This window comes from Azospirillum tabaci, assembly GCF_014596085.1.
Taxonomy (GTDB): Bacteria; Pseudomonadota; Alphaproteobacteria; order Azospirillales; family Azospirillaceae; genus Azospirillum; species Azospirillum tabaci.
This window is the reverse complement of the sequence record NZ_JACCJY010000020.1, coordinates 82058-103781: the sequence shown is the minus strand read 5'-3', so window position 1 is coordinate 103781 and position 21724 is coordinate 82058. Positions and strand designations below refer to the sequence as shown.

Sequence of the window (21724 nt, the reverse complement as noted above, 5' to 3'; positions counted from 1 at the left end):
AAGCTTCCAATGACTGGAAGGTCAAGGGCGCCGAAAACCGTCACGCGCCCGGCAGCCCTTCGGCCTCGAAGCCGGCCTTGTCGAGGGCCATCCGCAGAGCGTCGGCGCTGGGCGTCCCGCTGACGCGGACGTCCTTCGAGTCCAGATCGATCTGCACATCCTCGACCCCGGCGACGGCGCCGAGCGCGCGGCGGACGGATGCGGCGCAACCGCCGCAGGTCATGCCGGGAACCTTGAACGCAACCATGACGAACTCCTTCCCACGAGGTGGTGTTGCCGTCAGCTTCCGCCTTCCAACGATTGGAAGGTCAAGAGAAAATTCGCTGACCTGATCACTGCCGCAATCACTGCCGCAATCACTGCCGCAATCACTGCCGTGGTACCGCCGGAACCAACTGCCACGCTCGCGCATTCATGGGTCATGGACATCACCCGCCAGCGCAGCTTTCTCCATGACGAAAAGCAATTCGCCCACGCGCTGGCCCGCGCGGCGGCGGGGGCGATCATCTTCGCTCTGCCCCTGCTGATGACCATGGAGATGTGGGAGCTGGGCTTCTACATGGACCGCTTCCGTCTCGCCCTGTTCATCCTGGTGACGCTGCCGGTGCTGTTCGGCCTGTCCTACTTCGCCGGGTTCGAGGAAACCTTCTGCTGGCAAGACGACCTGATCGACGCGCTGTCGGCCTTCGCCGTCGGCTTCCTGATGTCGGCGGTGCTGCTGACCGTCTTCGCCATCGTGCGTCTGGACCAGCCGTTGCCGGAGATCATCGGCAAGATCGCGCTCCAGTCCGTGCCGGCCAGCATCGGCGCCATGCTGGCGCGCAAGCAGCTCGGCCAGCAGGACGACAGCGACAAGGAGCGGCGCATCCGTTCCAGCTATCCGGGGGAACTGTTCCTGATGGGGGCGGGGGCGCTGTTCGTCGGCTTCAACGTCGCACCGACCGAGGAGATGATCCTGATCTCCTACAAGATGTCGCCCTGGCACGCGGTGGCGCTGGCGGTGCTGTCGCTGGGGTTGCTGCACATCTTCGTCTACACGGTCGGCTTCGCCGGGCAAGAGAACGCCGGGGACGACGGGTTCCTCTCCGTCTTCCTGCGCTTCTCGGTCGCCGGCTACGGCATCGCCCTGCTGATCAGCCTCTATCTGTTGTGGACCTTCGAGCGGATCGCCGGCCTGTCAATGATGGAGTTGGTGACCGCCATGGTGGTGCTGGGTTTCCCCAGCGCGCTGGGCGCCGCCACCGCCCGCCTGATCGTGTGACGGGAGGGTCACCAATGGCCGACATTCGGGAAAACGACGTTGCTTCCAGAGACGAGGACGGCAGCGCCTCGGTGTCGCGGCTGGCCTGGATCTCGTCGGGGCTGGGGCTGCTGCTGTTCCTGGGGTCGGTCGGGGTGCTGGGTTACGAGGGGATCACCCGCGGCAACGGCCCCCCGGTGATCACCGCCATGGTGGAGGAAGTGGTTCCCGCCGGCCCACGCTGGCTCGCCCACATCCGGGTCACCAACGACGGCGGCAAGACCGGCGCGAAGGTCCAGGTGGAGGGCCAGCTGATGGCGGGCGACGAGGCGCTCGAAACCTCGGTGGCCGAGTTCGACTATGTGCCCGCCGGGTCCGAACAGAAAGGCGGCCTGTTCTTCGACCGCGACCCGCGGGCGCATGACGTGCGCCTGCGCGTGCTGGGCTACGTGGAGCCCTGAACCAAGCGGGCTCCGGCCTGTTGTCCTGGCACCGGAAACAGAGGACACCGACCCCGCGATGACCCGCCTGACCATCGACGAGGCGCAGCAGCGCATCCGCCTTTTCCTGACCGGCGACATGGTGGAGGCGCTGCGCGCCGTGGACTATGAATCGCCGCCGCTGGCCGACCAGCCGTCCGGCCTGACGCTGGAGGCGGCACGGCGGGCCGCGGTGCGCTTCAGCCATGTCGAGGGGGCGTCCGACTGCCTGTACCGCGTGGACGCTTTCGACGAATCGCTGGTGATGCGGCTGCAACTGAACGTCCGCCGCTTCGTGGCGATCTATCAGGTGCCGGTCGCCGATCCGGTGGCCAGCGCCACCATCTCCCCGCATTTCGAGCGCTGGGCCATCGGCGCCGGCCACGCCGGCTGGACCATCGGCTGGCGTGACGGCGCCGACCCCTGGCAGCCCGACCGGCGCGTGGTGGAGACCTACTGCTACGCCATGCTGCCCGAGGATTTCCTCGACAACCCGCTGGAGCAGCTCTACTGGCGGACGGACCTCGTGCAGATGACCCGCGCCTTCATGCTGGAAGCGCGCCGCATGGGCATCCGCCTAGCCGCCCCGCAGGGGATGTGAGGGCCCCCGCCCCGCGATGGGGCAAGGGCCTTCCGCTCGTCAGGCCAGATCGAACAGCAGCACCTCGGCGCTGACCACGCCGTCCAGCGTCAGGGCGCTTTCATTGCTGATCGCGGCGCCGTCGCCCTCCTTCAGGACCGCGCCGTTCAGCCGGACCTGACCGCGGGCGACCTGCACCCAGGCGTGGCGGCCCGGACGCAGCTCGTGGGTCACGCTGTCGCCCTCGTCCAGAAGCGTGGCGTAGAGGTCCACGTCCTGGTGGATGGTCACGCTGCCGTCGCGCCCGTCCTGGGAGCCGACGAGGCGCAGGCGCCCCTGCTTCTCCTCCCGCTCGAAGGCCTTCTGCTCATAGCCGGGGACCATCCCCTCCTCGTTGGGAAGGATCCAGATCTGCAGGAAGTGCACCGGGTCCTTCTTGGACGCGTTGTACTCGCTGTGCCGGATGCCCGACCCGGCGCTCATCCGCTGCACCTCGCCGGGGCGGATGACGGAGCTGGTGCCCAGCGTGTCCTTGTGCTCCAGCGCGCCGTCCAGCACATAGGACACGATCTCCATGTCGGCGTGCCCGTGGGTGGGGAAGCCGGCGCCGGGGATCACGCGGTCGTCGTTGATGACGCGCAGCGCGCGGAAGCCCATATGGGCCGGGTCGTAGTAATGGCCGAACGAGAAGCTGTGCTTGCTGTTCAGCCAGCCCATGTTGACGGCGCCCCGTTCGTCGCGGTTGCGGATCGTGATCATCTCTGCTCCTCCTGTTCCCTTGTGAGGCGCTGTGGCCCCTCGTCTGGAGAGGAATGTGCTCCCGTTTCCGCAAAACAACAATTGCCGGAGTTGCGGCTTATCTGTTCCATGAGACGCAACAAACGGCTATGATGGCGGCTCCCCTGAACCAGCTTCGCCGACCGCCATCATGACCGATGTTTCGCCCCTCCTCCTCGCCATGGACCTGACCGGGATCTTCATCTTCGGGCTGACGGGAGGGACGCTGGCCGTGCGGCACCGTCTGGACATCTTCGGCGTGATGGTGCTGGCGCTGGTCACCGCGCTGGCCGGCGGCGTGCTGCGCGATCTGCTGATCGGGGCGATTCCGCCGGCCACCATGCAGGACGAACGCTACCTGATCACGGCGCTGGCCTCGGGCCTGTTCGCCTTCTTCTTCCACCCCTTCATCAACCGGCTGGTCAAGCCGGTGATGGTGCTGGACGCGGCGGGCCTCGGCATCTTCGCGGTGGCCGGCTGCGGCAAGGCGCTGGCCTATGGGCTGGGTCCGCTGCCCGCCATCCTGCTGGGCGTGCTGACCGCCTGCGGCGGCGGGCTGGTGCGCGATGTGCTGGTGGCCGAGGTGCCGCGCGTGCTGCGCGAGGAGATCTACGCGGTGGCGGCTCTGCTGGGCGCGGCGATCGTCATCGGCGGGGCGATGCTGGACCTGCCGAAGGCACCGGTCGCCATCGCCGGGGCGGCGGCGGCCTTCCTGCTGCGGGTGGTCAGCGTGCTGCGCGGCTGGAGCGCGCCGCGCGCCCCCGGTTCCTAATATTCGTTGCGAACAACCTCAGGCTTCGGCTGTTGGAATGGGCATGAGCGACACCGTGACCGACAACCCGGCCATGAGCCGGTTCGAACTGGACGTGAACGGCCAGACGGTCTTCGCGACCTACCGCCGCCGCGGCAACATCCTGCACATCCCCTATGTGGAGGCTCCGCCGTCCCTGCGCGGCACCGGGGCCGCCGGGCGGCTGCTGGAGGGGGTGATGGCCATCGCCCGCGCGGAGGGGCTGACCATCGTCCCGATCTGCGGCTACGCCGCCAACTGGATGCACCGTCACCGCGAGCATCACGACCTGCTGGCGCGGTAGGTCTCATGACGGTCCCTGCGGCCGTTGCCCGTCGGTCGCCGCAAACACCTCCTTGGCCGCGAACAGCCCGTTGAGAGCGGCCGGGAACCCCGCATAGACCGCCATCTGCATGAGGATCTCGACGATCTCGTCGCGGGTCAGCCCGACGTTCAATCCGGCCTCGATGTGCACCTTGAGCTGAGGTGCTGCGTTCCCCATGGCGGCAAGCGCCGCGATGGTGGCAATCTCGCGCGAGCGCAGATCGAGTCCGGGCCGCGAATAGATGTCGCCGAAGGGAAATTCGAACAGATAGGTCGCGAAGTCCGGCGCGATGTCGGCAAGCGCCGCCACGACCTTATGGCCGGCCTCGCCGTCGATTTCGGCAAGCGCCCGTTGCCCGCGCTCAAGCCGGCTTTCTTCGACCCCGGATTCGATTCTGGACAGGTGCGTCATCGTCATTCTTCCTCTGTTCCGTTTCGACATAACCGTCGATCTTGGTATCGAGGACGAGAAGACAGGCGTTCAGTTCATCGACCTGCGCGCGCACGCGCTCGCGGTGTTGCTCCAGCAACGCCCGCCGTTCCGCCTCGGTCCCGGCACCCTCCTCGCGAAGCGCCGCATAGCGGAGCATGTCGCGAATTGGCATGCCGGTCGTCTTCAGACGGCCGAGGAATTCAATCCAGGTCAAGATCGAGGCGTCGTAATCGCGGTGGCGGGATTGGTTCCGGTCGGCATAGGGCAGCAGCCCGATCCGCTCATAGTAGCGGATGGTGTGGGCCGTCAGTCCCGAACGTCTCGCGAGGTCTCCGATCTTCATGCGCGTCTGCTTCTCATCATGATGCACGGGACGCTACGGGTTCGAGCGCGCTCTAAGTCAAGAGTGATTCCGCCATCGCGACCGCCGACGCCTCACAGGCCCAGATAAGCCTGCTTCACCGCGGGATCGGCCAACAGTTCCTCGCCCGTGCCGGCCAGAACGACGCGCCCGTTCTCCAGCACATAGGCGCGCTGCGCCAACTTCAGCGAGGCGGCGACGTTCTGTTCGACCAGGATGATCGTCATGCCCTCGGCGGCCAGGGCGCGGATGGTGCGGAACAGCTCCTGCACCATGGTCGGGGAGAGGCCGAGCGACGGCTCGTCGAACATGATCAGGTCGGGCTTGCCCATCAGGCAGCGCCCGATGGCCAGCATCTGCTGCTCGCCGCCCGACAGGGTGCCGGCGGCCTGCTCCAGCCGTTCCTGCAGGCGGGGGAAGAGGGTCAGGACGCGTTCGAACGTCTCCTTCGCCCCGGCGCGGGCGCGCGGGATGACGGCGCCCATCTCCAGATTCTCACGGATGCTGAGCGTCGGGAAGATCTGCCGCCCCTCCGCCACCTGCCCGATGCCGAGATCGCAGACGACGTGGCTGGGCAGGCCGGCGATGTCCTTGCCGCGGAAGCGGATGGTGCCGCGGGCCGGTTTCAGGATGCCGGAGATGGTGCGGATCAGCGAGGTCTTGCCCGCCCCGTTGGCGCCGACGATGGCCGTCGTCGTGCCCTCCGCCACCGCGATGGACACGCCGTCGAGCGCCTGGGCGTCGCCGTAGAAGAGGTCGAGGTCGGATACGGTCAGCATGCGGGGTCTTGCGTCGTGGCGGCCTTGGGAGAAGGGCCGCCACCTTAGCGCAGGCGCCGCCGGAACCGAACGGCTTTTGCTTCAGCCCGCCCTACTTCAGAAAGAACAGGACGCTCATCGCGAGACCCACGGCGATGATGCCCGCGCGCAGGATGCGCGAGGGGATCTTCCGTCCGACCCGCGCCCCGACATAGCCGCCGGCCACCGCCGCGACGGTCATCAGCGCGGCGTAGGACCACTCCACCGCCCCCCCGACCGCGTAGGCGGCGACCGCAATGGCGGTCAGCACGGCGGAGAACAGGTTCTTCAGCGCGTTCATGGCGTTCAGGTTGGTCATCCCGAACAGGCTCAGCTGCGCCAGCAGCAGGATGCCGAGGCCGCCGTTGAAGTAGCCGCCATAGACCGACACCGCGAACAGCGTGGCGAGCATCGCCCCCGTCCCGTGCAGCCCCACCGCCCGCAGCCGGGCCGCCAGCATCCCGCCGAAGGCGAACAGCGCCGTGGCGACCAGCAGCAGCCAGGGAACGATGCTGCGGAACACCGAATCCGGGGTCACCAGCAGCAGCGCCGCCCCGATCAGCCCGCCGGTCAGGCTGACCACCGACAGCGTGACCAGCCCGACGCCTCCCACCGGCTCCAGGTCGTGGCGGTAGCCGTAGACGCCGCTGGCGTAGCCGGGCAGCAGCGCCACCGTGCCGGTGGCGTTCGCCGCGACGGGCGGGACCCCGGCGTAGATCAGCGCGGGAAGCGTGAGAAAGCTGCCGCCGCCGGCAACGGCGTTCATCGCCCCGGCCAGGAAGGCCGCGGCGAGCAGGAGCAGGGATGTCGTCACCATCGTTCGGGTCGTTTTCGTTTCTTGTTGTTTTTCGTCCCTCTCCCGCCTCGGGAGAGGGTGGCGCCGAAGGCGCCGGGTGAGGGTCGCACGAGGATCGGTACCGTATTCTTGGCTGCACCCTCACCCTCCCGCCGCTGTGCGGCGGGTCCCTCCCTCTCCCGGGACGGGAGAGGGGTTTGGGAAGCCTACCCCCTTCCCCTCAACTCACGGCGGATGATCTTGCCCGTGGTCGTCATCGGCAGGCTGTCCACGAACTCCACGGCGCGCGGGTATTCGTGGGCGGCGAGGCGGGTCTTCACATGGGCCTGAATTTCCGCCGCCAGTTCGTCGCTGGGGCGCACGCCGTCCTGGAGGACGATGAAGGCCTTCACGATCTCGGTGCGCAAAGGGTCGGGCACACCGACCACGGCGGCCATGCGGACGGCGGGATGGCCGATCAGGCAATCCTCGATCTCGCCGGGGCCGATGCGGTACCCCGCCGAGGTGATGACATCGTCGTCCCGTCCGACGAAGCGGATGTAGCCGTCCGCGTCCAACTCGCCCTGGTCGCCGGTGACCAGCCAGTCGCCGATGAACTTCGCGGCGGTGGCCTCCGGGTTGTTCCAGTATTGCAGGAACATCACCGGGTCCGGGCGACGAACGGCAATCAGCCCCAACTCGCCGGGGGCGAGGCGGTTGCCCTGCCCGTCGATCACCGCCACGTCGTGGCCGGGCGCCGGGCGGCCCATGACGCCGGGCTTGGGCGGCATGACCGTGGCGCAGGAGGACACGATCATGTTGCACTCGGTCTGGCCGTAGAACTCGTTGATGGTCAGCCCGAAGGTCTGGCGGCCCCAGTCGAGAAGCTCGGCCCCCAGCGTCTCGCCGCCGCTGGCGACGGAGCGCATGCTGTAATTCCACCGCGTCTGCGGGTCCTTCACCGCGCGCATCATCTTCAGCGCGGTCGGCGGCAGGAAGGCGTTGCGCACCTGGAAATCGGCGATCAGGCGGAAGGCCTCCTCCGCGTCGAACTTCTCGAAGCGGTGGGAGACGACGGTCACGCCGTGGTGCCAGGCGGGCATCAGCACGTCGAGCAGGCCGCCGATCCAGGCCCAGTCCGCCGGGGTCCAGATGCGGTCGCCCGGCTGCGGGAACAGGTCGTGGGAAATCTCCACCCCCGGCAGATGGCCGAGCAGCACCCGGTGCGCGTGCAGCGCCCCCTTCGGCTGGCCGGTGGTGCCGGAGGTGTAGATGATGACCGCCGGGTCGTCCGCCGCCGTATCGACCGGCGTGAAATCCTCCGACGCGGCCTCGACCAGCGCGTGCCAGTCCAGTTCGCCCTCCCCGGCCTCGTCGATGCGCAGAACGAGTTTCAGCTCGGGCAGGCGGTCGCGGATCTGGGCGATCTTGGCCGCACCCACGGCGTCGGTCACCACCGCCCGCGCCCCGCAATTGCCGAGGCGGTATTCCAGCGCCTCCACCCCGAACAGGGAGAAGAGGGGGACGGCGACGCCGCCCATCTTGTAGACGGCGACGTGGCTGACCGCGGTCTCCGGCGCCTGGGGCAGCAGGATGCCCACGCGGTCGCCGCGCGCCACCCCGTGGGCGGCCAGCGCGTTGGCGAGGCGGTTCGACAGGCGGCGGATGTCGGCGAAGCTGTAGGTCTCCACCGCGCCGTCGCGGCGCTTGTGGATCAGGGCGGTGCGGTCCGGATCGCGCTCCGCCCACTTGTCGCAGACGTCCACGCCGATGTTGTAACGCTCCGGCACCGACCAGACGAAACGGTCGCGCAATCCCTCGTAGCTGTCCGCTTCCGGCAGCATGCTTTTCCTCCCGGCAGGTTCTTGCCGGCCGCTTGGGCGCGGCCATTTCCTTCATCATAGGGGCAACGGCGGCGGTCCGTCACGTGGACGGAATAGTTTGCGGGGCAGCCATGTTCATGAACACAGGTTCCGTTCCGTGGGGTTCGACATGAAGGCCAAGGGGATCGTTGCGGTTGTGTTGTCCGTGGGCCTGCTGGCCGGCTGCGCCAGCCCCTATGGCTACGGGTATGGCGGCGGGTATGGGGCCAATTACGGGGGCGGCTACGCCCCCGGCTATGGCAACAAGGCGACGGCGGGCACGCTGCTGGGCGGCGTGGTCGGCGGCCTCGCCGGGTCGCGCTTCGGCGGCGGCACCGGCAAGCTGGTGGCGGTCGGCGTCGGCACCCTGCTCGGCGCCGCGCTCGGCAACGCCGCCGGCCAGTCGATGGACCGCGCCGACATCGCTTACGCGCAGCAGGCGGCGGGGCAGGCCTACATGGCGCCGACCGGCGCCACCGTGCAATGGAACAACCCGGAGACCGGCAATTGGGGGAGCTACACCCCGACCCGCGACGGCACCGGCCCCTACGGCGAGCCGTGCCGGGAGTTCCAGACCAGCATCGTGGTCGGCGGCCAGCTCCAGCAGGGCTACGGCACCGCCTGCCGCCAGCCGGACGGAAGATGGCGCATGATGAGCTGAGACGGCCCCTTCAACCATACGCCTTCAACCATGCGGGGAAATGCTCTAGACAGTCGGGCATGGCGACGATCAAGGACGTGCTGGCCGCGGCGCTGGCCCATCATCAGGCCGGCCGGCTGGCGCAGGCCGCCGCCGGCTATCAGGCGGTCCTCGACACGCTGCCCGACCACCCCGACGCGCTGCATCTGCTGGGCGTCGTCTATCTCCAGGCCGGACACCCGGCGGAGGCCGAGCCGCGCATCCGCGCCGCCCTCCGCGCCGACGCGACCGTGGCCGACTATCACGACAACCTGGGCAGCGCGCTGCGCGCCCTGGACCGGGCGGCGGAGGCGGCGGAGGCCCATCGCGCGGCGATCCGCCTGCGCCCGGCCTTCGCGCAGGCCCACTACAACCTCGGAAACGCGCTGGACCGGCTGGGCCGGTTGGAGGCGGCGGCGGACGCCTACCGGCAGGCCGCCGCGCTGCGCCCCGGCTACGCGCGGGCGCGCTTCAACCTCGGCAACACGCTGACGGCGCTCGGCCGGCTGGCCGAGGCGGACGACGCCTTCCGCGCTGCGCTGGCCGACGATCCCGGTTTCGTGGAGGCGCACGCCAACCGGGCTTCGCTGATGTTGCAACGCGGCCGGGCGGCGGAGGCGGAGCGGGCCTTGCGCCGCGCGCTGGCGTTGCGCCCCGACCACGCCACGGCGCTCGCCAACCTGTCGGCCGCCCGGCTGGCCCTCGACGCCCCCCCCGACGCCGAACAGGCGGCCCGCCGCGCTGAACGCGCGCGACCCGACTTCGCCGAGGCCGCGTTGCGGCGGGGCGACGCGCTGCAGAAGCGCAACCGTCTGGCCGAAGCCGCCCGCGCCTACGCCCGGGCCGCTGCCCTGTGCCCCGATCTGGCGGAGGCCCACGCGAATCTCGCGCTGGTCCGCCAGACGCAGGGCGAGTTGGACGGGGCGGAGGCCGGCTACCGCCGCGCGCTGGCGCTGCGGCCCGATCTGGCGGAGGTGCGCTCCAACCTCGCCTATCTGGAGCTGTTCCGGACCGGCGTGACGCTGGCCCGCGTGCTGGAGGCGCACCGCGGCTGGGACGCCGTGCACGGGGCGCCGTTGCGCGCCGAATGGGCGCCGCGCGCTCCGGCGGTTCGGGACGACTCCCGCCCGCTGCGCGTCGGCATCCTGTCCGGCGACTTCCGCCGCCATCCGGCGGGCCAGTTCGCGGTGCGGGCGGTGGAGGCGCTGCCGGACTTCGGCGTCGAGTTGACCCTTTACGCCAACCAGATGGAGGCGGACGACCTGACCGACCGCTTCCGCGCCGCGGCGGCGCGCTGGGTGCCGGTCGCCGACCGGACCGACGCTGAACTTGCAACGCTGATCCGGAACGACCGTCCGGACGCGCTGATCGACCTCGCCGGGCACAACGCCCGCGGGCGGCTGGGAGTCTTCGCGCGCAAGCCGGCGCCGGTCCAGGTCGCTTGGTCGGGCTACATGGCGACCACGGGCCTTGCCGCCATGGACGCGCTGGTCGCCGACGCCCACCATGTGCCGGAGGGGGCGGAGCGCTTTTACACCGAGCGCATCCTGCGCATGCCCGGCGCCTTCATCGCCTACGACCCGCCGCCGGACGCCCCGGAGCCCGGCCCGCCGCCCTGCCTGACCGGCCAGCCCGTCACCTTCGGCGTCTTCAACATCCTGACCAAGCTGACGGACGAGGTTCTCTCCACCTGGGCCGCCCTGCTCGACCGGGTGCCCGAGTCGCGCCTGCTGCTGAAGACCAAGGCGCTGTCCTGCCCCGAGACCGCCGCCCAGTGGCGCGGACGGCTGGGCGCGGCGGGCATCGCGCCGGAGCGGCTGATCCTGGCCGGGGCGACCGGCAGCCGGGAGCATATGGGCTGGTGTTCCCGCGTGGACGTGGCGCTGGACCCCTTCCCCTTCGCCGGCAGCACGACGACGCTGGAGACGCTGTGGATGGGCGTGCCGGTCGTCACTCTGCCCGGCGACACCTTCTCCAGCCGCCATTCCCTGGCTTTTCTGAGCGTGGCGGGGGTGGAGGGCTGCGTCGCCCGCGACCCGGCGGACTATGTGAACCTTGCCGCCGGCTGGGCCGCCGACCCGGCGCGACTGGCGGAACTGCGCCGGACCCTGCGCCCGCGCATGGCGGCTGGACCGCTCTGCAACGGGCGAACTTTGGCCGAGGCGCTGGCAAAGTCTCTGCGAGCCCTGATGAAGGACACCTAGCCTTTCCGGATAGGACAGCCTCACACCCTAAATTTGGGGTTGTTTAGTCACCGCATTTTCGTCACATGTTATATATCAGATTCATCAAGGGTCGTGACGCCCAGGGAGTCCTGGATGCTGAACCTGTCGGCTGTCCGCACGGCCATCGAGGATGTGGAGCAGGCCATCGCTGCGATGCTGGCGCCGGAAGCGCTGACCGCCAAGACGGTGGCCGCCAACCGGCGGGCACTGGCGCGTCTCTACACAGCCTACGCCCAGGGAATTCTCAAGCGGCACGGCATCGCCGTCGATCTGGACGACATCTGCGGGCAATGCTGCCGTGACTGCCCGGAGGGACGCTGCGCCCGGCTTCCCTGCTGAGTCACTTTTCCCCGATGAAGCGGACCCAGGGAAAGTCCAGGACGTCGAACCAGCGCACCCGCAATCCATCCTCCCGCCGCTCCCCCCGCCACTGCAGCGCGTCGAGCACCGCGAAGGGCGCGGCCTGGTCCAGCATCCAGTACCCGCGCCCCTCCCGCAGAAAGGCCGCGATGTAGGCCGCGGTCAGCGCCAGGAAAGCCTGCCCTCGGGGGGTCGGCCGGAAGGCGGCGAAGCAGACGGTGATCTCCCGCGTCGGGCCGCGCCAGCGAGCGTCGCGCAGCAGCGCGACGTCGGCCCCCTCCAGCCGCGCCGCCAGCGCATCCAGTCCCCCGGCCAGCGTGCAGTCGGCGTCCAGATGCAGCAAGGGCCGCTCCCAGCGCGTCATGAGCTGGTGCCAGCGCAGGAAGCGGATGCAGGCGTAGTAGGTGGTCCGCCGGTGGTCGTCCCAACCTGTGAAGTCCAAGTCCTCCCGGCTGGTGCCCAGCGGCAGGCGTTCCCGCCGCCGGGCGAGATCGGCCAGGGTCTCAGGCGAGGGGTTCACGACATGGACATGGACATGGACCGCCGCGCCGCCGCCCGCCGCCTCCACCGAATCCAGCAGGCCCGTGGCGAAGCGCCGGTAGTATCCATCGTCGCAGGACACCACCAGCAACGGCCCTCTCCCCGCCGGCGGCTCCGCCAGCAACTCCAGCGGGGGAAAGGCGTCGAGCAGAGAGTCGGCGTCAGGCAGCCCGTCCAGCGCGTGGCGCCCGGCCCGCACCATCGACCACAGGCGCAGTTCGAAATCCGCCGCCACCTCCGCCGCGGTGAAGCGCCCGGAGACGCGCCGCATGAAGCGGCTGCCGAGATCCGTCCGTCCCCGCCGGTAGAAGCGGTAGGCGATCACGGCCGCCGCCCGCGTGTCGCGCGGGTTCCGGCGCAGGACCGTCAGGGCGGTGCGGGCGGCACGGTCCAGCAGCTTGTCCGGCGCCTGCCCGGCCTGGACGAGCGCCAGCGCCGCTCCGATCAGCGCGTCCGCCGCCGCTCCATGATGGGGATCGGCGACCAGGGCATGGACCAGGGCGCCGACCGCGCGTTCCACCCGTTCCGGGTCGAGGCGCCGGGCGTGCGACAGCGGGCGGTCCAGCCCGGCGTCGGCGAGCGCGCTCACCGCGGCGTTGTGGAGCGCGTCGGGATGGGCGGGCGCCAGGGCCACCGCCTGCCGGCGCAGCCGTGCCGCGTCCTTCGGCCGGCCCAGCGCGGCCAGCGCGTTGGCGCGGTTGATGCGGGCCTCCGCGAAATCGGGTCGCCGGGCCAGCGCCTGGGCGAAGGCCGCCGCGGCGCCCGCCGCGTTCCCTCGCTCCAGCCGCAGGGAGCCCAGCGTGAAAGCGGCCTGGACATCCGTGGGGTCGAGCGCCGCCGTGCGGGCGAAGGCGCGCTCCGCCGCGTCGGGCTGCTCCGCCGCGCGCAGGGTTCGCGCCAGATTGCCGAGGAAATCCGCGTCGCCGGGCAGCAGCGCCACGGCGCGGCGCAGCAGCGGCAGCGCCGCGCGCGGGCGGCCGCTCTGGCTTTCCAGAACACCCAGCAGGTGAAGCGCGTCGGGATGGCCCGGCTGGCTGCGCAGGATGCTATGATAGAGGGGCCGGGCCGCGTCCAGCCGGCCCGCCTGATGGTGGCCGACCGCGGCGGCCAGGGCATCCCGAAGTGTCACCATGCCGCCTGTCTACACGCGCCGCCGGGCCGGAGTCCATGCGGCGCCGCGGTCGGGGGCGCCATAAGTTGCTGATCGCCGTTGCTAAGGAGAGACCATGGCCGACCGGCCGCTCGTCAGCGTCATCACGCCAAGCTGGGGACGGGAAGCCTTCCTGCCGCTGTGCCACGCCCGCGTCCTGTCGCAGACCGTCCCCGACATCGAATGGCTGGTGTTCGACGACAGCCCGCGCCCGTCCGCCTATCTCCAGCCGCTCGCCGGGCCGCGGTTGAAGTACTTCTACGCACCGCGCCGCTACGCCATCGGGGAGAAGCGGAACATCCTGGCCGAGCACGCGCGCGGCGAGATCATCGTCCATTTCGACGACGACGATTTCTATGCGCCCCACTATGTGGAGCGGCTGCTCGGCTGGCTGGGGGCGGGCCACGACGCGGTGACCCTGTCCGGCTGGTTCCTGCACAGCGCGGTGCACGGGACCTTCGGCTATTGGGACACGGCGCGCGGCGGCTCCCACCATCGCTGGGGCCGGACGACCCGCACCTATGTGGAGGCGCCGGAGACGCCGCCGTCCGACGACAATCTGCTGGGCTACGGCTTTTCCTACGCCTACCGGCGGTCGGTGTGGGAAGCGGTGCGCTTCCCGCCGGTCAACGCCTGCGAGGACACCCCTTTCATGAAGGCGGCGCGGGAGCGCTTCCGCTTCGCCGCCTTTCCGGACGCCGATGGGCTGTGCCTGCACACCCTGCACGCCCGCAGCACCAGCCTGTGCCTGCCGCAATACGAGTTGCCGTCCCTGCTGCTGGAACGCCTGTTCGGACCGGAGGTTGCGCCTTACACCGGGGGTGGGGTGGGTCAGACCTGAACGTCGAGATACATGCCGCGGCGGTAATTGCGCGGCAGCGTCAGGATGCCGTTGACCAGAAGGCTGGCCAGTTCACGGACGGTGGGGATGCGCTGGCGCCCGCCGCCAACCTGCTCCGCCCGATTGCGGACGCCGACCGAACCGGGCGACGCGACGCGCCCGCCCCCGACCTCGGAGCGGATCGGTTCGTTGGAGCGGTCACCGGTGCGTCGCGTTTCAACCATGTCCGGTATGTACCGCAACCAGCACCCCACCGGCAAGGCGGAGGCGGGTCCGTCCAACCGTTGTCGCTCACAGAGACGCCAAGGCGCGGCGGCATTGATAGCCCTCTCCCGCCCCGGGAGAGGGAAGGGACCCGCGCGAAGCGTGGGAAGGGTGAGGGTGCCGCCAAGGATTGGTGGTTTAATCCTCGCATGACCCTCACCCGGCCGCTTTGCGGCCGCCCTCTCCCGGGACGGGAGAGGGAACTGCCCCCAACCGTCCCGTCGCTTGACAAACTGTTATATCACCGGTAACCGATACGTCTCTAAACCTTACGGTTTGGATGGGAATAGGTGGTTCGGGGCGTCGGAGGGAAGTCCATAACAATAAGCGCCCCGATCCGCCGTCCCCCCTACCGCAGCCACGCGGTCAGCGCCGTCAGCGCGCTCAGCACCAGCACATAGAGCGCCAGATCGAACAGCGGCGGGTGCCAGACCCAGCCGTAGAACCCCACCGCGCGCAAGCCCCGCCGCAGCAGGCCCGAGACGAACCAGGCGACGATCGCCAGGATCAGCAGCGGGGGGATGAACAGTCCGTAGATGTCGATCTCGCCGATCATGCGGTCACCGGTTCGCGGAGCGATTCGCTGGAGGGGTCGGGGGCGGCGAAGGTCAGGTGCGGGAACAGCGCGCGGCGCAGCCCAGCCAGCGCGATGACCGCCCGGTCGCGCTCCGCCGACCGCGGCTCGGCCGACAGGTTGGACAAAGCGGCGTCCATCATCGGCAGGACCTCCGCCGGGGGCGTGCCGAGGCGGCGGCTGGACAGTCCGCGGAAATGCTGCCCCACCGCGCCCAGGAGCCGCGCCACATGGGGCGCCGCCGGGCCGCCCAGCGCGCGGCGGGCGCGTTGCAGTTCCGCCACGTTCAGCCCGACGCGCAGGTCGTTCACCGCGTCCGCCGCCGCCAGATCCTGCTGCGGACCGGCCAGGGCCAGACGGGAGGACAGCAGCCCCACCCGGTCGAGCATCCGGTTCTCGAAGCTGCCCACCGGAATGCCGGAGCGGGCGGCGGTCATCGCCGCGATCTCGCTCCAGCCGGCGCGGAGCAGCCGCCGGGCGCTCCAGGCCGCGCCGACCGAGCGGCAGAGCTGGGTGACCAGCAGCGCCGTGGCGATGCCCACCACCTGCGCGACGTTGCTGTTGAGGAAGGAGGCGAAGTCCCCCGTCCCGAGGTCGAGCAGGCTGAGCGAGCCGACCACCCCCATCAGCAGGGCCATCGCCTTGCCCATGGTCGCCGGCCGCGCCACGAAGACCCCCAGCGTCAGGAAGGTCGGGGCGAGGCCGAGCACCAGCATGGGGAAACTGTCGAAGGACGGCAGCACGACCAGCAGGTAGAAGGCGGCCAACGGCACCGACAGCAGGGTGAAGACCAGGAAGAGCCGGATGCCCGGTGCCGGATCGTCCAGCGAGGCGAAGAAGCAGCAGAAGACCGCGGTCATCATCGCCGCCGCCGATCCCGACGACCAGCCGGTGCCGATCCAGAAGGCGCAGACCACCGCGATCCCGAGCAGCGCCGCGAAGCCCGACCACAGCGCCATGCCGGCGTCGAGATGGAAGACGTCGCGCGAGCGGCGGCGGGTCAGCGGGTCGAGACGCTCCGGCAGGCTGCTCTTGCCGTCGCGGATGTGCGCCCGCAGGTCGCGGCAGTCCTGATGGATGTCCACCAGCGACCGCAACCGGGTCAGCAGGTTGAGAAGAGTCGCCTCCTTCCAGCCGGTGCCCTCGCCGATGGCCGGGGACAGCCGGGCGATCTCCGCGCGCAGACGGTCGGCGCCGCCCTCCGCGTCTTCCCCCCCAACCGATTCGCCGCCCACCCAGCGGTCGAGATCGGCCAGCAGGACGGAGACCTCGGCGGGCAACTGGCCGCGCAGAGCGTCCAGCCGGTCCTCGATGCCCGCGGTCAGCGGCAGCAGATAGGCCATGCGGTCCTGCATCGCCCGCACCGCCCGCGTCATCCAGCGCACGTCGGACGTGTCGTAGGGCAGATGGGTCGCCATGACGCGCAGCTCGGTGATGTCGCGGGCAAGCTTCTGGCGCTCCTGCGCGTTGGCCGCCCCTTCCGGCGCCGTCTCGCGCGACAGGGCTTCGCGCGTCCAGCGCTCCGCGTCGCGCAGCGTGGCGTCCAGACGGCCGAGCAGCGCCGGCCCGACGCTCTGCGGGAAGACCACGCTGTGCACCACGGTGGCGCAGAGGATGCCGATCAGGATCTCCTCGACGCGGGCCAGACCGGTGTCGAAGATGGTCGACGGGTCGGTCACCGCGGGGAAGCCAATCAGACCGATGGTGTAGCCGGCCAGCATGAAGAGATAGCTGCGCGGCGTGCGGTCGAGCAGAGAGATGAACAGGCAGACCGCCACCCACAGCCCCAGCGCCAGGGTCAGCAGCTCCGGCGAATCGGCCAGCGCCGGCACCAGGGCGATCGCCCCGGCGCAGCCCAGCGCCGTCCCGGCGACGCGGAAGACCGCCTTCGACCGCACCGCCCCCGACAGCGGGCCGGAGACGATGTAGGCCGTCGCCATCGCCCAGAAGGGCCGCGGCAAACCCATGGAGAAGGCGATGTAGAGCGCCGCCATGGCCGCCGCGAAGGCCTTGACCGAGAACAGCGCCTCGTTCAGCGAGACCAGTTTCGGGGCGGGCGCCTTCACTGCTCGGCCACCCGCTTGGCGGGCGCTCCCTGCTCGGTCTCCCGCACCACCTCGACGGTCACGGTGCGCCCGGCGACGAGGTCGCGGGGGTCGGGCACCTGCTCCAGCGCGACGCGCACGGGGATGCGTTGGGCCAGACGGACCCAGTTGAAGGTCGGGTTGACGTTGGGCAGCAGGCCGGCGCCTTCGGTGCGGTCGCGGTCCACGATGGCGTGGGTCACGCTGTCCACCCGGCCGGTCAGCCGCTCCGGCTCGCCCATGATGGTGACGCGGACCGGGTCGCCGACGCGGATGCGCGGCAGCTTGGTCTCTTCGAAATAGCCGACGACGTAGAAGGAATGGCGGTCGATCACCGCGACCACCGGCTGGCCCGCCGTCACGTAGTTGCCGGCCTTGAGCTGAAGGTTGGTGACGAAGCCGTCGACCGTCGCCCGGACCTCCGTCCGCTCCAGGTTGAAGCGGGCGAGGTCGAGCGCCGCCTCCATCTGGCGGGCGGCGGCGGCGGCCTTCGCCTGGGCGGCAGCGACCTCCTGCCTCTGGGCGGTGGAGACGACGTTGTTGCCGAGCTGCGCGTAACGGTCGGCCTCGGCCTTGCGGAAGGACAGCTCGGCGCGGGCGCTTTCCAGATTGGCCCCGGCCTGATCGACGGCGAGGCGGTAACGGCTGGGGTCCACGACGAACAGGACGTCGCCCTTGCGGACCGCCTGGTTGTCGATGACCCGCACCTCCGTCACCAGCCCGGCGACGTCGGAGGACACCTGCACCACGTCGGCCCGCACCCGCCCGTCGCGGGTCCAGGGCTCGTTCATGTAGTAATCCCACAGCCACCAGCCGCCGCCGACGGCGCCCAGCGTGACGGCCAGCGTGACCGTGATCCGAATGAGGAGGGAGAAGAGTTTCACCGTGGTTCGTCCTTGCGCTCCACCGGCGCGGCCGGGAGCGATCGTTCCGTATCCCGCCGCTGCGGGACGCGCTGCTGTGTAGAACCGCCGTCAGCCCTTCATGGCTCGGGCGTTTGACTCAATCGCCGCCATGACGCGCACCGCGCCCGCGATCTCCGGGCCGGAGGCGCCCTGGAGCAGGCGGCGGCGCACGTCGTTCAACGCGGCGTTCACGCGGGCCAGCAGGTCGCGGCCCTCGTCCGTCAGGTGCAGCGTCTTGGCCCGCCGGTCGTCCGGAGCCTCCCGGCGTTCGACGAGCTTCGCGGCCTCCAGGCTGTCGAGCAGGCGGACCAGCGACGGCCCCTCCACCCCCATCTCCTCGGCCAGTTCGCGCTGGCGCATCCCATCGCCGAGTTCGTTCAGGAGCATCAGCGGCGAGATGACGGAGGAGGAAAAGCCGCTCTCCGCCAGCACCTTGTTCGCTTCCCGCCGCCACAGATGGGCGGCGCGGAACAGGTGGATGCCGAAGTTGGACGGAAAGTCCGGGGCGGGGGTGGACGGGTTATTCGATTGCATACCTATTTAATAGCTTTGCTATCTATTTTCGGCAAGGCGCCCCACCCCGCCGCTCGGTCATTGCAGGCATGCGCGCATCCGCGGTGTCATGTGATCGAGGAAGACGCGCACCCGGTGGGGCACCCGTTCCCGCCCGGTGTAAACGGCATGGATCTCCTCGCGGTCGACCAGAACGTCGTCAAGGACGCTGACCAGCCGCCCGGCGGCGAGGTCGGCGCGGATGTGATATTCGGCCAGCCGCCCCAGCCCGAGGCCGAGCAGCGCCAAGTGGCGCACCGTCTCGCCGTTGTTGGCGACGATGCGGGTGTCGATCTCGCGGTCGACCAGCCGACCGCCGGACTTCAGCGGCCAGACCGCGGCGGCGCGGCGGAAGTTGAAGCCCAGGCAGTCGTGACGCTCCAGATCGGCGGCGTTCTCCGGCCGGCCGTTGCGCTCCAGATAGTCCGGCGACGCCACGATGCGCCGCCGCACGTCGCCCAGCCGCACCGCCAGCAGCGCCGAGTCGGACAGCCGCCCGGCGCGGAAGGCCACATCGGTCCGCGCCGCGTAGAGGTCCACCACCTCGTCGGTCAGGGTCAGGTCCAGCCGGATGCCGGGAAAGGCCCGCGTGAAGTCGGGCAGCAGCGGCAGCAGGCAGTGCCGCCCGAAGGGCACCGACACGCTGACGCGGATCGTCCCGGTGGGCGACCGGGCGCCGCCCGCCACCTCCGCCTCCATGGCGTCGAGGTCGCCCAGCAGGCTCTCGGCCCGCTCGCGGTACAGCTCGCCCTCCGCGGTCAGGCGCAGCCGGCGGGTGGAGCGTTCGACCAGCCGCACGCCGAGCCGTTCCTCCAGCCGGGTCACCAGCTTGGCGGTGGAGGACGGGGTCATGCCGACCTCGCGCCCGGCGGCGCTGAAGCTGCCCAACGCCGCGACGCGCAGGAAGACCCTCATGTCCCAAGCGCGGCTGTCGCTCATCGCATTGCCCTTTTCAGCGATCTTGTCACTCAATGACACAATCATGCGAAAACGGATGGCATTCCGCATCCTGACTTTTTGGCTCATCTGATGCGTCCTGCACAGCTCGCATGGATGGAGCCTTCAGTCATGCCACTCGCACTGCTGGCGCTGGCGATCAGCGCCTACGCCATCGGGACGACCGAGTTCGTCGTCGTCGGCCTGCTGCCGACCGTCGCCACCGACCTGAACGTCAGCCTGCCGATGGCCGGCATGGTGGTCAGCGTCTACGCGCTGGGCGTCACCTTCGGCGCCCCGGTCCTGACCGCGCTGACCGGCCGGCTGCGGCGCAAGCCGCTGCTGCTCGGCCTGATGGGCCTCTTCGTCGCCGGCAACCTGCTGGCCGGGGTCAGCCCCAATTACGAGACGCTGTTGGCCGCCCGCGTGCTCAGCGCCTTCGCGCACGGCGTCTTCTTCTCGGTCGGCGCGACCATCGCCGCCGACCTCGTGCCCGAGGACAAGCGCGCCTCGGCCATCGCCATGATGTTCTCCGGCCTGACCATCGCCATCGTCACCGGCGTGCCGATGGGCACCTGGATCGGTCAGCATTTCGGCTGGCGCGCCACCTTCCTGGCCGTCTCCGCTCTGGGCGTGATCGGTGCGCTGGGCGTCGCAGCGCTCGTCCCGGCGAAGCTCAGCCAGCCGCCCGCCGCCGGGCTGGGCACGCAAGTCCGCGTGCTGGCCAAGCCGCGCCTGCTGCTGGCCTTCGCCATCACGGCGCTGGGCTATGGCGGGACCTTCGTCGCCTTCACCTATCTGGCGCCGATCCTGGAGACGATCACCGGCTTCTCCAGCGGCACCGTCAGCCTCGTCCTGGTGCTCTACGGTGCCGCCATCGCGGTCGGCAACATGGTGGGCGGCAAGGTCGCCAACCGCAATCCGGTCCGCGCGCTCGCCTGGCTGTTCGCCCTTCAGGCGATCGTGCTGATCGTCTTCACCTTCACCGCATCCAGCCCGGTCCCGGCGCTGGTCACCCTTGCCGGCATGGGCGCGCTGGCCTTCGCCAACGTGCCGGGGCTCCAGCTCTACGTCGTGCAGCTGGCGCAGCGCCACGCGCCGGGCGCGGTGGACGTCGCCTCGGCCCTGAACATCGCCGCCTTCAACCTGGGCATCGCCGCCGGCGCCTTCTTCGGCGGGCAGGTGGTGGACAGCGCGCTCGGCCTCGCGGCAACACCGTGGGTGGGTGGGCTGTTCGTCCTGGGTGGGCTGGCGCTGACGCTGCTCAGCGGCGCGCTCGACCGCAAGGACGTGCGCCACGGCGCCGCCATCGCGCAATCTGCCTGATGCACTGAGAAAAACACCGCCTTCGAGAGGATCGAGACCTATGCACAACGTGACCGCCAACGGCGCCTCCATCCCCGCCCTCGGCTTCGGCACCTTCCGCATGAGCGGCCCCGACGTGCTGCGCATGGTGCCGGAGGTCCTGAAGCTCGGCTTCCGCCACGTCGACACCGCCCAGATCTACGGCAACGAGAGCGAGGTCGGCGAAGCCATCAAGGCGTCCGGCCTGCCGCGCGGCGAGGTCTTCCTGACCACCAAGGTCTGGGTCAGCAACTACAAGGCGGACGATTTCCGCCGCTCGGTGGACGAGAGCCTGGCGAAGCTGCGGACCGATTACGTGGACCTGCTGCTGCTCCACTGGCCGAACGAGGCCGTTCCGCTCGCCGAGCAGATCGAGTCGCTGAACGCCGTCCAGGCCGCCGGCAAGACCCGCCACATCGGCGTCAGCAACTTCAACCGCAAGCTTCTGGACGAGTCCGTGCGCCTCAGCAGGGCGCCCATCGTGACCAACCAGATCGAGTACCACCCCTATCTCGACCAGTCGGCGATGCTGGAGGCGGCGCGCCGCCACGGCCAGTCGATCACCGCCTATTACGCGATGGCCGACGGCAAGGTCTTCAAGGACCCGGTGCTGACCGACATCGCCGCCCGGCTGGGCCGGAGCCCCGCCCAGGTGGTCCTGCGCTGGCTGGTCCAGCAGGAGGGGGTGATCGCCCTGTCGAAGACGGTCGGCGAGAAGCGCGCCGCCGAGAACCTCGCCGTCTTCGATTTTGCGCTGTCGGAGGCGGACATGGCGGCCATCCACGGCCTCGCCCGCCCCGACGGACGGATCGTCAGCCCGGACGGTCTGGCGCCCGTCTGGGACTGAGGAGA

Annotated in this window: 25 protein-coding genes; 11 read left to right on the top strand and 14 right to left on the bottom strand. The window is 70.0% G+C overall.

Translation table 11 applies throughout. From position 1 onward, the window contains the following. Positions 1-40 precede the first annotated feature (40 nt). Positions 41-247, bottom strand: a complete 207-nt coding sequence (locus H0B54_RS18490) for a heavy-metal-associated domain-containing protein (RefSeq protein WP_188261543.1) — start codon at positions 245-247, stop codon at positions 41-43. 174 nt (positions 248-421) lie between these two features. Here H0B54_RS18490 and H0B54_RS18485 point away from each other — a divergent pair, with 174 nt between their 5' ends. From H0B54_RS18485 to H0B54_RS18475, 3 genes are read left to right on the top strand one after another with little or no spacing between them, the layout of a single operon-like run. Next, positions 422-1261 (top strand): TIGR02587 family membrane protein, encoded by an 840-nt coding sequence (locus tag H0B54_RS18485; protein WP_188261542.1) that lies wholly within the window; start codon positions 422-424, stop codon positions 1259-1261. A 14-nt stretch (positions 1262-1275) separates the two neighbouring features. Then, complete coding sequence (locus H0B54_RS18480) at positions 1276-1701, top strand: hypothetical protein (protein WP_188261541.1); 426 nt, start codon at positions 1276-1278, stop codon at positions 1699-1701. Positions 1702-1759: 58 nt separating this feature from the next. Next, on the top strand, positions 1760-2320 hold the full coding sequence (locus H0B54_RS18475; protein WP_094306853.1) for a hypothetical protein: 561 nt from the start codon (positions 1760-1762) through the stop codon (positions 2318-2320). A 39-nt stretch (positions 2321-2359) separates the two neighbouring features. Here H0B54_RS18475 and H0B54_RS18470 read toward each other — a convergent pair whose 3' ends face one another. After that, positions 2360-3058 carry a pirin family protein gene (locus tag H0B54_RS18470; protein WP_188261540.1) on the bottom strand — a complete coding sequence of 233 codons (699 nt, stop codon included), beginning with the start codon at positions 3056-3058 and terminating at the stop codon, positions 2360-2362. Positions 3059-3227: 169 nt separating this feature from the next. Between H0B54_RS18470 and H0B54_RS18465 the strand changes: the two genes are divergently transcribed. After that, positions 3228-3848, top strand: coding sequence for a trimeric intracellular cation channel family protein (locus H0B54_RS18465; RefSeq protein ID WP_246472605.1), 621 nt, complete (start codon positions 3228-3230; stop codon positions 3846-3848). 43 nt (positions 3849-3891) lie between these two features. Next, the gene (locus tag H0B54_RS18460) at positions 3892-4170 is read left to right on the top strand and encodes a GNAT family N-acetyltransferase (protein ID WP_246472604.1); all 279 of its coding nucleotides are present in this window, start codon (positions 3892-3894) and stop codon (positions 4168-4170) included. Between the two features lie 3 nt (positions 4171-4173). Here H0B54_RS18460 and H0B54_RS18455 read toward each other — a convergent pair whose 3' ends face one another. From H0B54_RS18455 to H0B54_RS18435, 5 genes are all read right to left on the bottom strand, one after another. Then, entirely contained in the window at positions 4174-4602 is a 429-nt protein-coding gene (locus H0B54_RS18455; RefSeq protein WP_343068971.1) for a carboxymuconolactone decarboxylase family protein, read from the bottom strand. Beyond that, positions 4553-4966 (bottom strand): MerR family transcriptional regulator, encoded by a 414-nt coding sequence (locus H0B54_RS18450; protein ID WP_094306857.1) that lies wholly within the window; start codon positions 4964-4966, stop codon positions 4553-4555. The genes H0B54_RS18455 and H0B54_RS18450 overlap by 50 nt, the downstream gene beginning before the upstream one ends. Positions 4967-5058: 92 nt before the next feature. After that, positions 5059-5763, bottom strand: coding sequence for an ABC transporter ATP-binding protein (locus H0B54_RS18445; RefSeq protein ID WP_094306858.1), 705 nt, complete (start codon positions 5761-5763; stop codon positions 5059-5061). Positions 5764-5854: 91 nt separating this feature from the next. Next, positions 5855-6598: a sulfite exporter TauE/SafE family protein gene (locus tag H0B54_RS18440; protein WP_114858023.1), complete on the bottom strand. Its 744-nt coding sequence runs from the start codon at positions 6596-6598 to the stop codon at positions 5855-5857. Between the two features lie 185 nt (positions 6599-6783). Continuing rightward, on the bottom strand, positions 6784-8400 hold the full coding sequence (locus H0B54_RS18435; protein WP_188261538.1) for an acyl-CoA synthetase: 1617 nt from the start codon (positions 8398-8400) through the stop codon (positions 6784-6786). Between the two features lie 136 nt (positions 8401-8536). On the opposite strand from H0B54_RS18435, the gene H0B54_RS18430 reads away from it, so the two are divergent. The 3 genes from H0B54_RS18430 (at position 8537) to H0B54_RS18420 (ending at position 11661) form a co-directional block, all read left to right on the top strand. After that, positions 8537-9079 carry an RT0821/Lpp0805 family surface protein gene (locus tag H0B54_RS18430; protein ID WP_094306861.1) on the top strand — a complete coding sequence of 181 codons (543 nt, stop codon included), beginning with the start codon at positions 8537-8539 and terminating at the stop codon, positions 9077-9079. A 59-nt stretch (positions 9080-9138) separates the two neighbouring features. Then, positions 9139-11301: an O-linked N-acetylglucosamine transferase family protein gene (locus H0B54_RS18425; RefSeq protein WP_188261537.1), complete on the top strand. Its 2163-nt coding sequence runs from the start codon at positions 9139-9141 to the stop codon at positions 11299-11301. Between the two features lie 114 nt (positions 11302-11415). Next, complete coding sequence (locus H0B54_RS18420) at positions 11416-11661, top strand: hypothetical protein (protein WP_094306863.1); 246 nt, start codon at positions 11416-11418, stop codon at positions 11659-11661. Position 11662: 1 nt separating this feature from the next. Here H0B54_RS18420 and H0B54_RS18415 read toward each other — a convergent pair whose 3' ends face one another. After that, positions 11663-13354: a tetratricopeptide repeat protein gene (locus H0B54_RS18415; RefSeq protein WP_188261536.1), complete on the bottom strand. Its 1692-nt coding sequence runs from the start codon at positions 13352-13354 to the stop codon at positions 11663-11665. 94 nt (positions 13355-13448) lie between these two features. On the opposite strand from H0B54_RS18415, the gene H0B54_RS18410 reads away from it, so the two are divergent. Further along, complete coding sequence (locus H0B54_RS18410; RefSeq protein ID WP_188261535.1) at positions 13449-14213, top strand: glycosyltransferase family 2 protein; 765 nt, start codon at positions 13449-13451, stop codon at positions 14211-14213. On the opposite strand, the gene H0B54_RS18405 is transcribed toward H0B54_RS18410, so the two are convergent. From H0B54_RS18405 to H0B54_RS18380, 6 genes are all read right to left on the bottom strand, one after another. Then, complete coding sequence (locus H0B54_RS18405; protein WP_188261534.1) at positions 14204-14437, bottom strand: hypothetical protein; 234 nt, start codon at positions 14435-14437, stop codon at positions 14204-14206. The genes H0B54_RS18410 and H0B54_RS18405 overlap by 10 nt on opposite strands. Before the next feature lie 389 nt (positions 14438-14826). Then, positions 14827-15033 carry a DUF1656 domain-containing protein gene (locus H0B54_RS18400; RefSeq protein WP_094306907.1) on the bottom strand — a complete coding sequence of 69 codons (207 nt, stop codon included), beginning with the start codon at positions 15031-15033 and terminating at the stop codon, positions 14827-14829. Beyond that, a complete protein-coding gene (locus tag H0B54_RS18395) occupies positions 15030-17117 on the bottom strand; it encodes an FUSC family protein (protein ID WP_188261533.1) in 2088 nt (695 codons plus the stop codon). Before H0B54_RS18395 ends, H0B54_RS18400 begins: the two co-directional genes overlap by 4 nt. Then, entirely contained in the window at positions 17114-18019 is a 906-nt protein-coding gene (locus H0B54_RS18390; RefSeq protein WP_188261532.1) for an efflux RND transporter periplasmic adaptor subunit, read from the bottom strand. Before H0B54_RS18390 ends, H0B54_RS18395 begins: the two co-directional genes overlap by 4 nt. A gap of 90 nt (positions 18020-18109) precedes the next feature. After that, positions 18110-18574 carry a MarR family winged helix-turn-helix transcriptional regulator gene (locus tag H0B54_RS18385; RefSeq protein WP_188261531.1) on the bottom strand — a complete coding sequence of 155 codons (465 nt, stop codon included), beginning with the start codon at positions 18572-18574 and terminating at the stop codon, positions 18110-18112. Between the two features lie 57 nt (positions 18575-18631). Next, entirely contained in the window at positions 18632-19531 is a 900-nt protein-coding gene (locus H0B54_RS18380; protein ID WP_094306937.1) for a LysR family transcriptional regulator, read from the bottom strand. A gap of 129 nt (positions 19532-19660) precedes the next feature. Here H0B54_RS18380 and H0B54_RS18375 point away from each other — a divergent pair, with 129 nt between their 5' ends. Both H0B54_RS18375 and H0B54_RS18370 read left to right on the top strand, forming a co-directional pair. Further along, positions 19661-20854: an MFS transporter gene (locus tag H0B54_RS18375; RefSeq protein ID WP_188261530.1), complete on the top strand. Its 1194-nt coding sequence runs from the start codon at positions 19661-19663 to the stop codon at positions 20852-20854. A 40-nt stretch (positions 20855-20894) separates the two neighbouring features. Then, positions 20895-21719, top strand: a complete 825-nt coding sequence (locus H0B54_RS18370; RefSeq protein WP_188261529.1) for an aldo/keto reductase — start codon at positions 20895-20897, stop codon at positions 21717-21719. Positions 21720-21724: the final 5 nt, after the last annotated feature.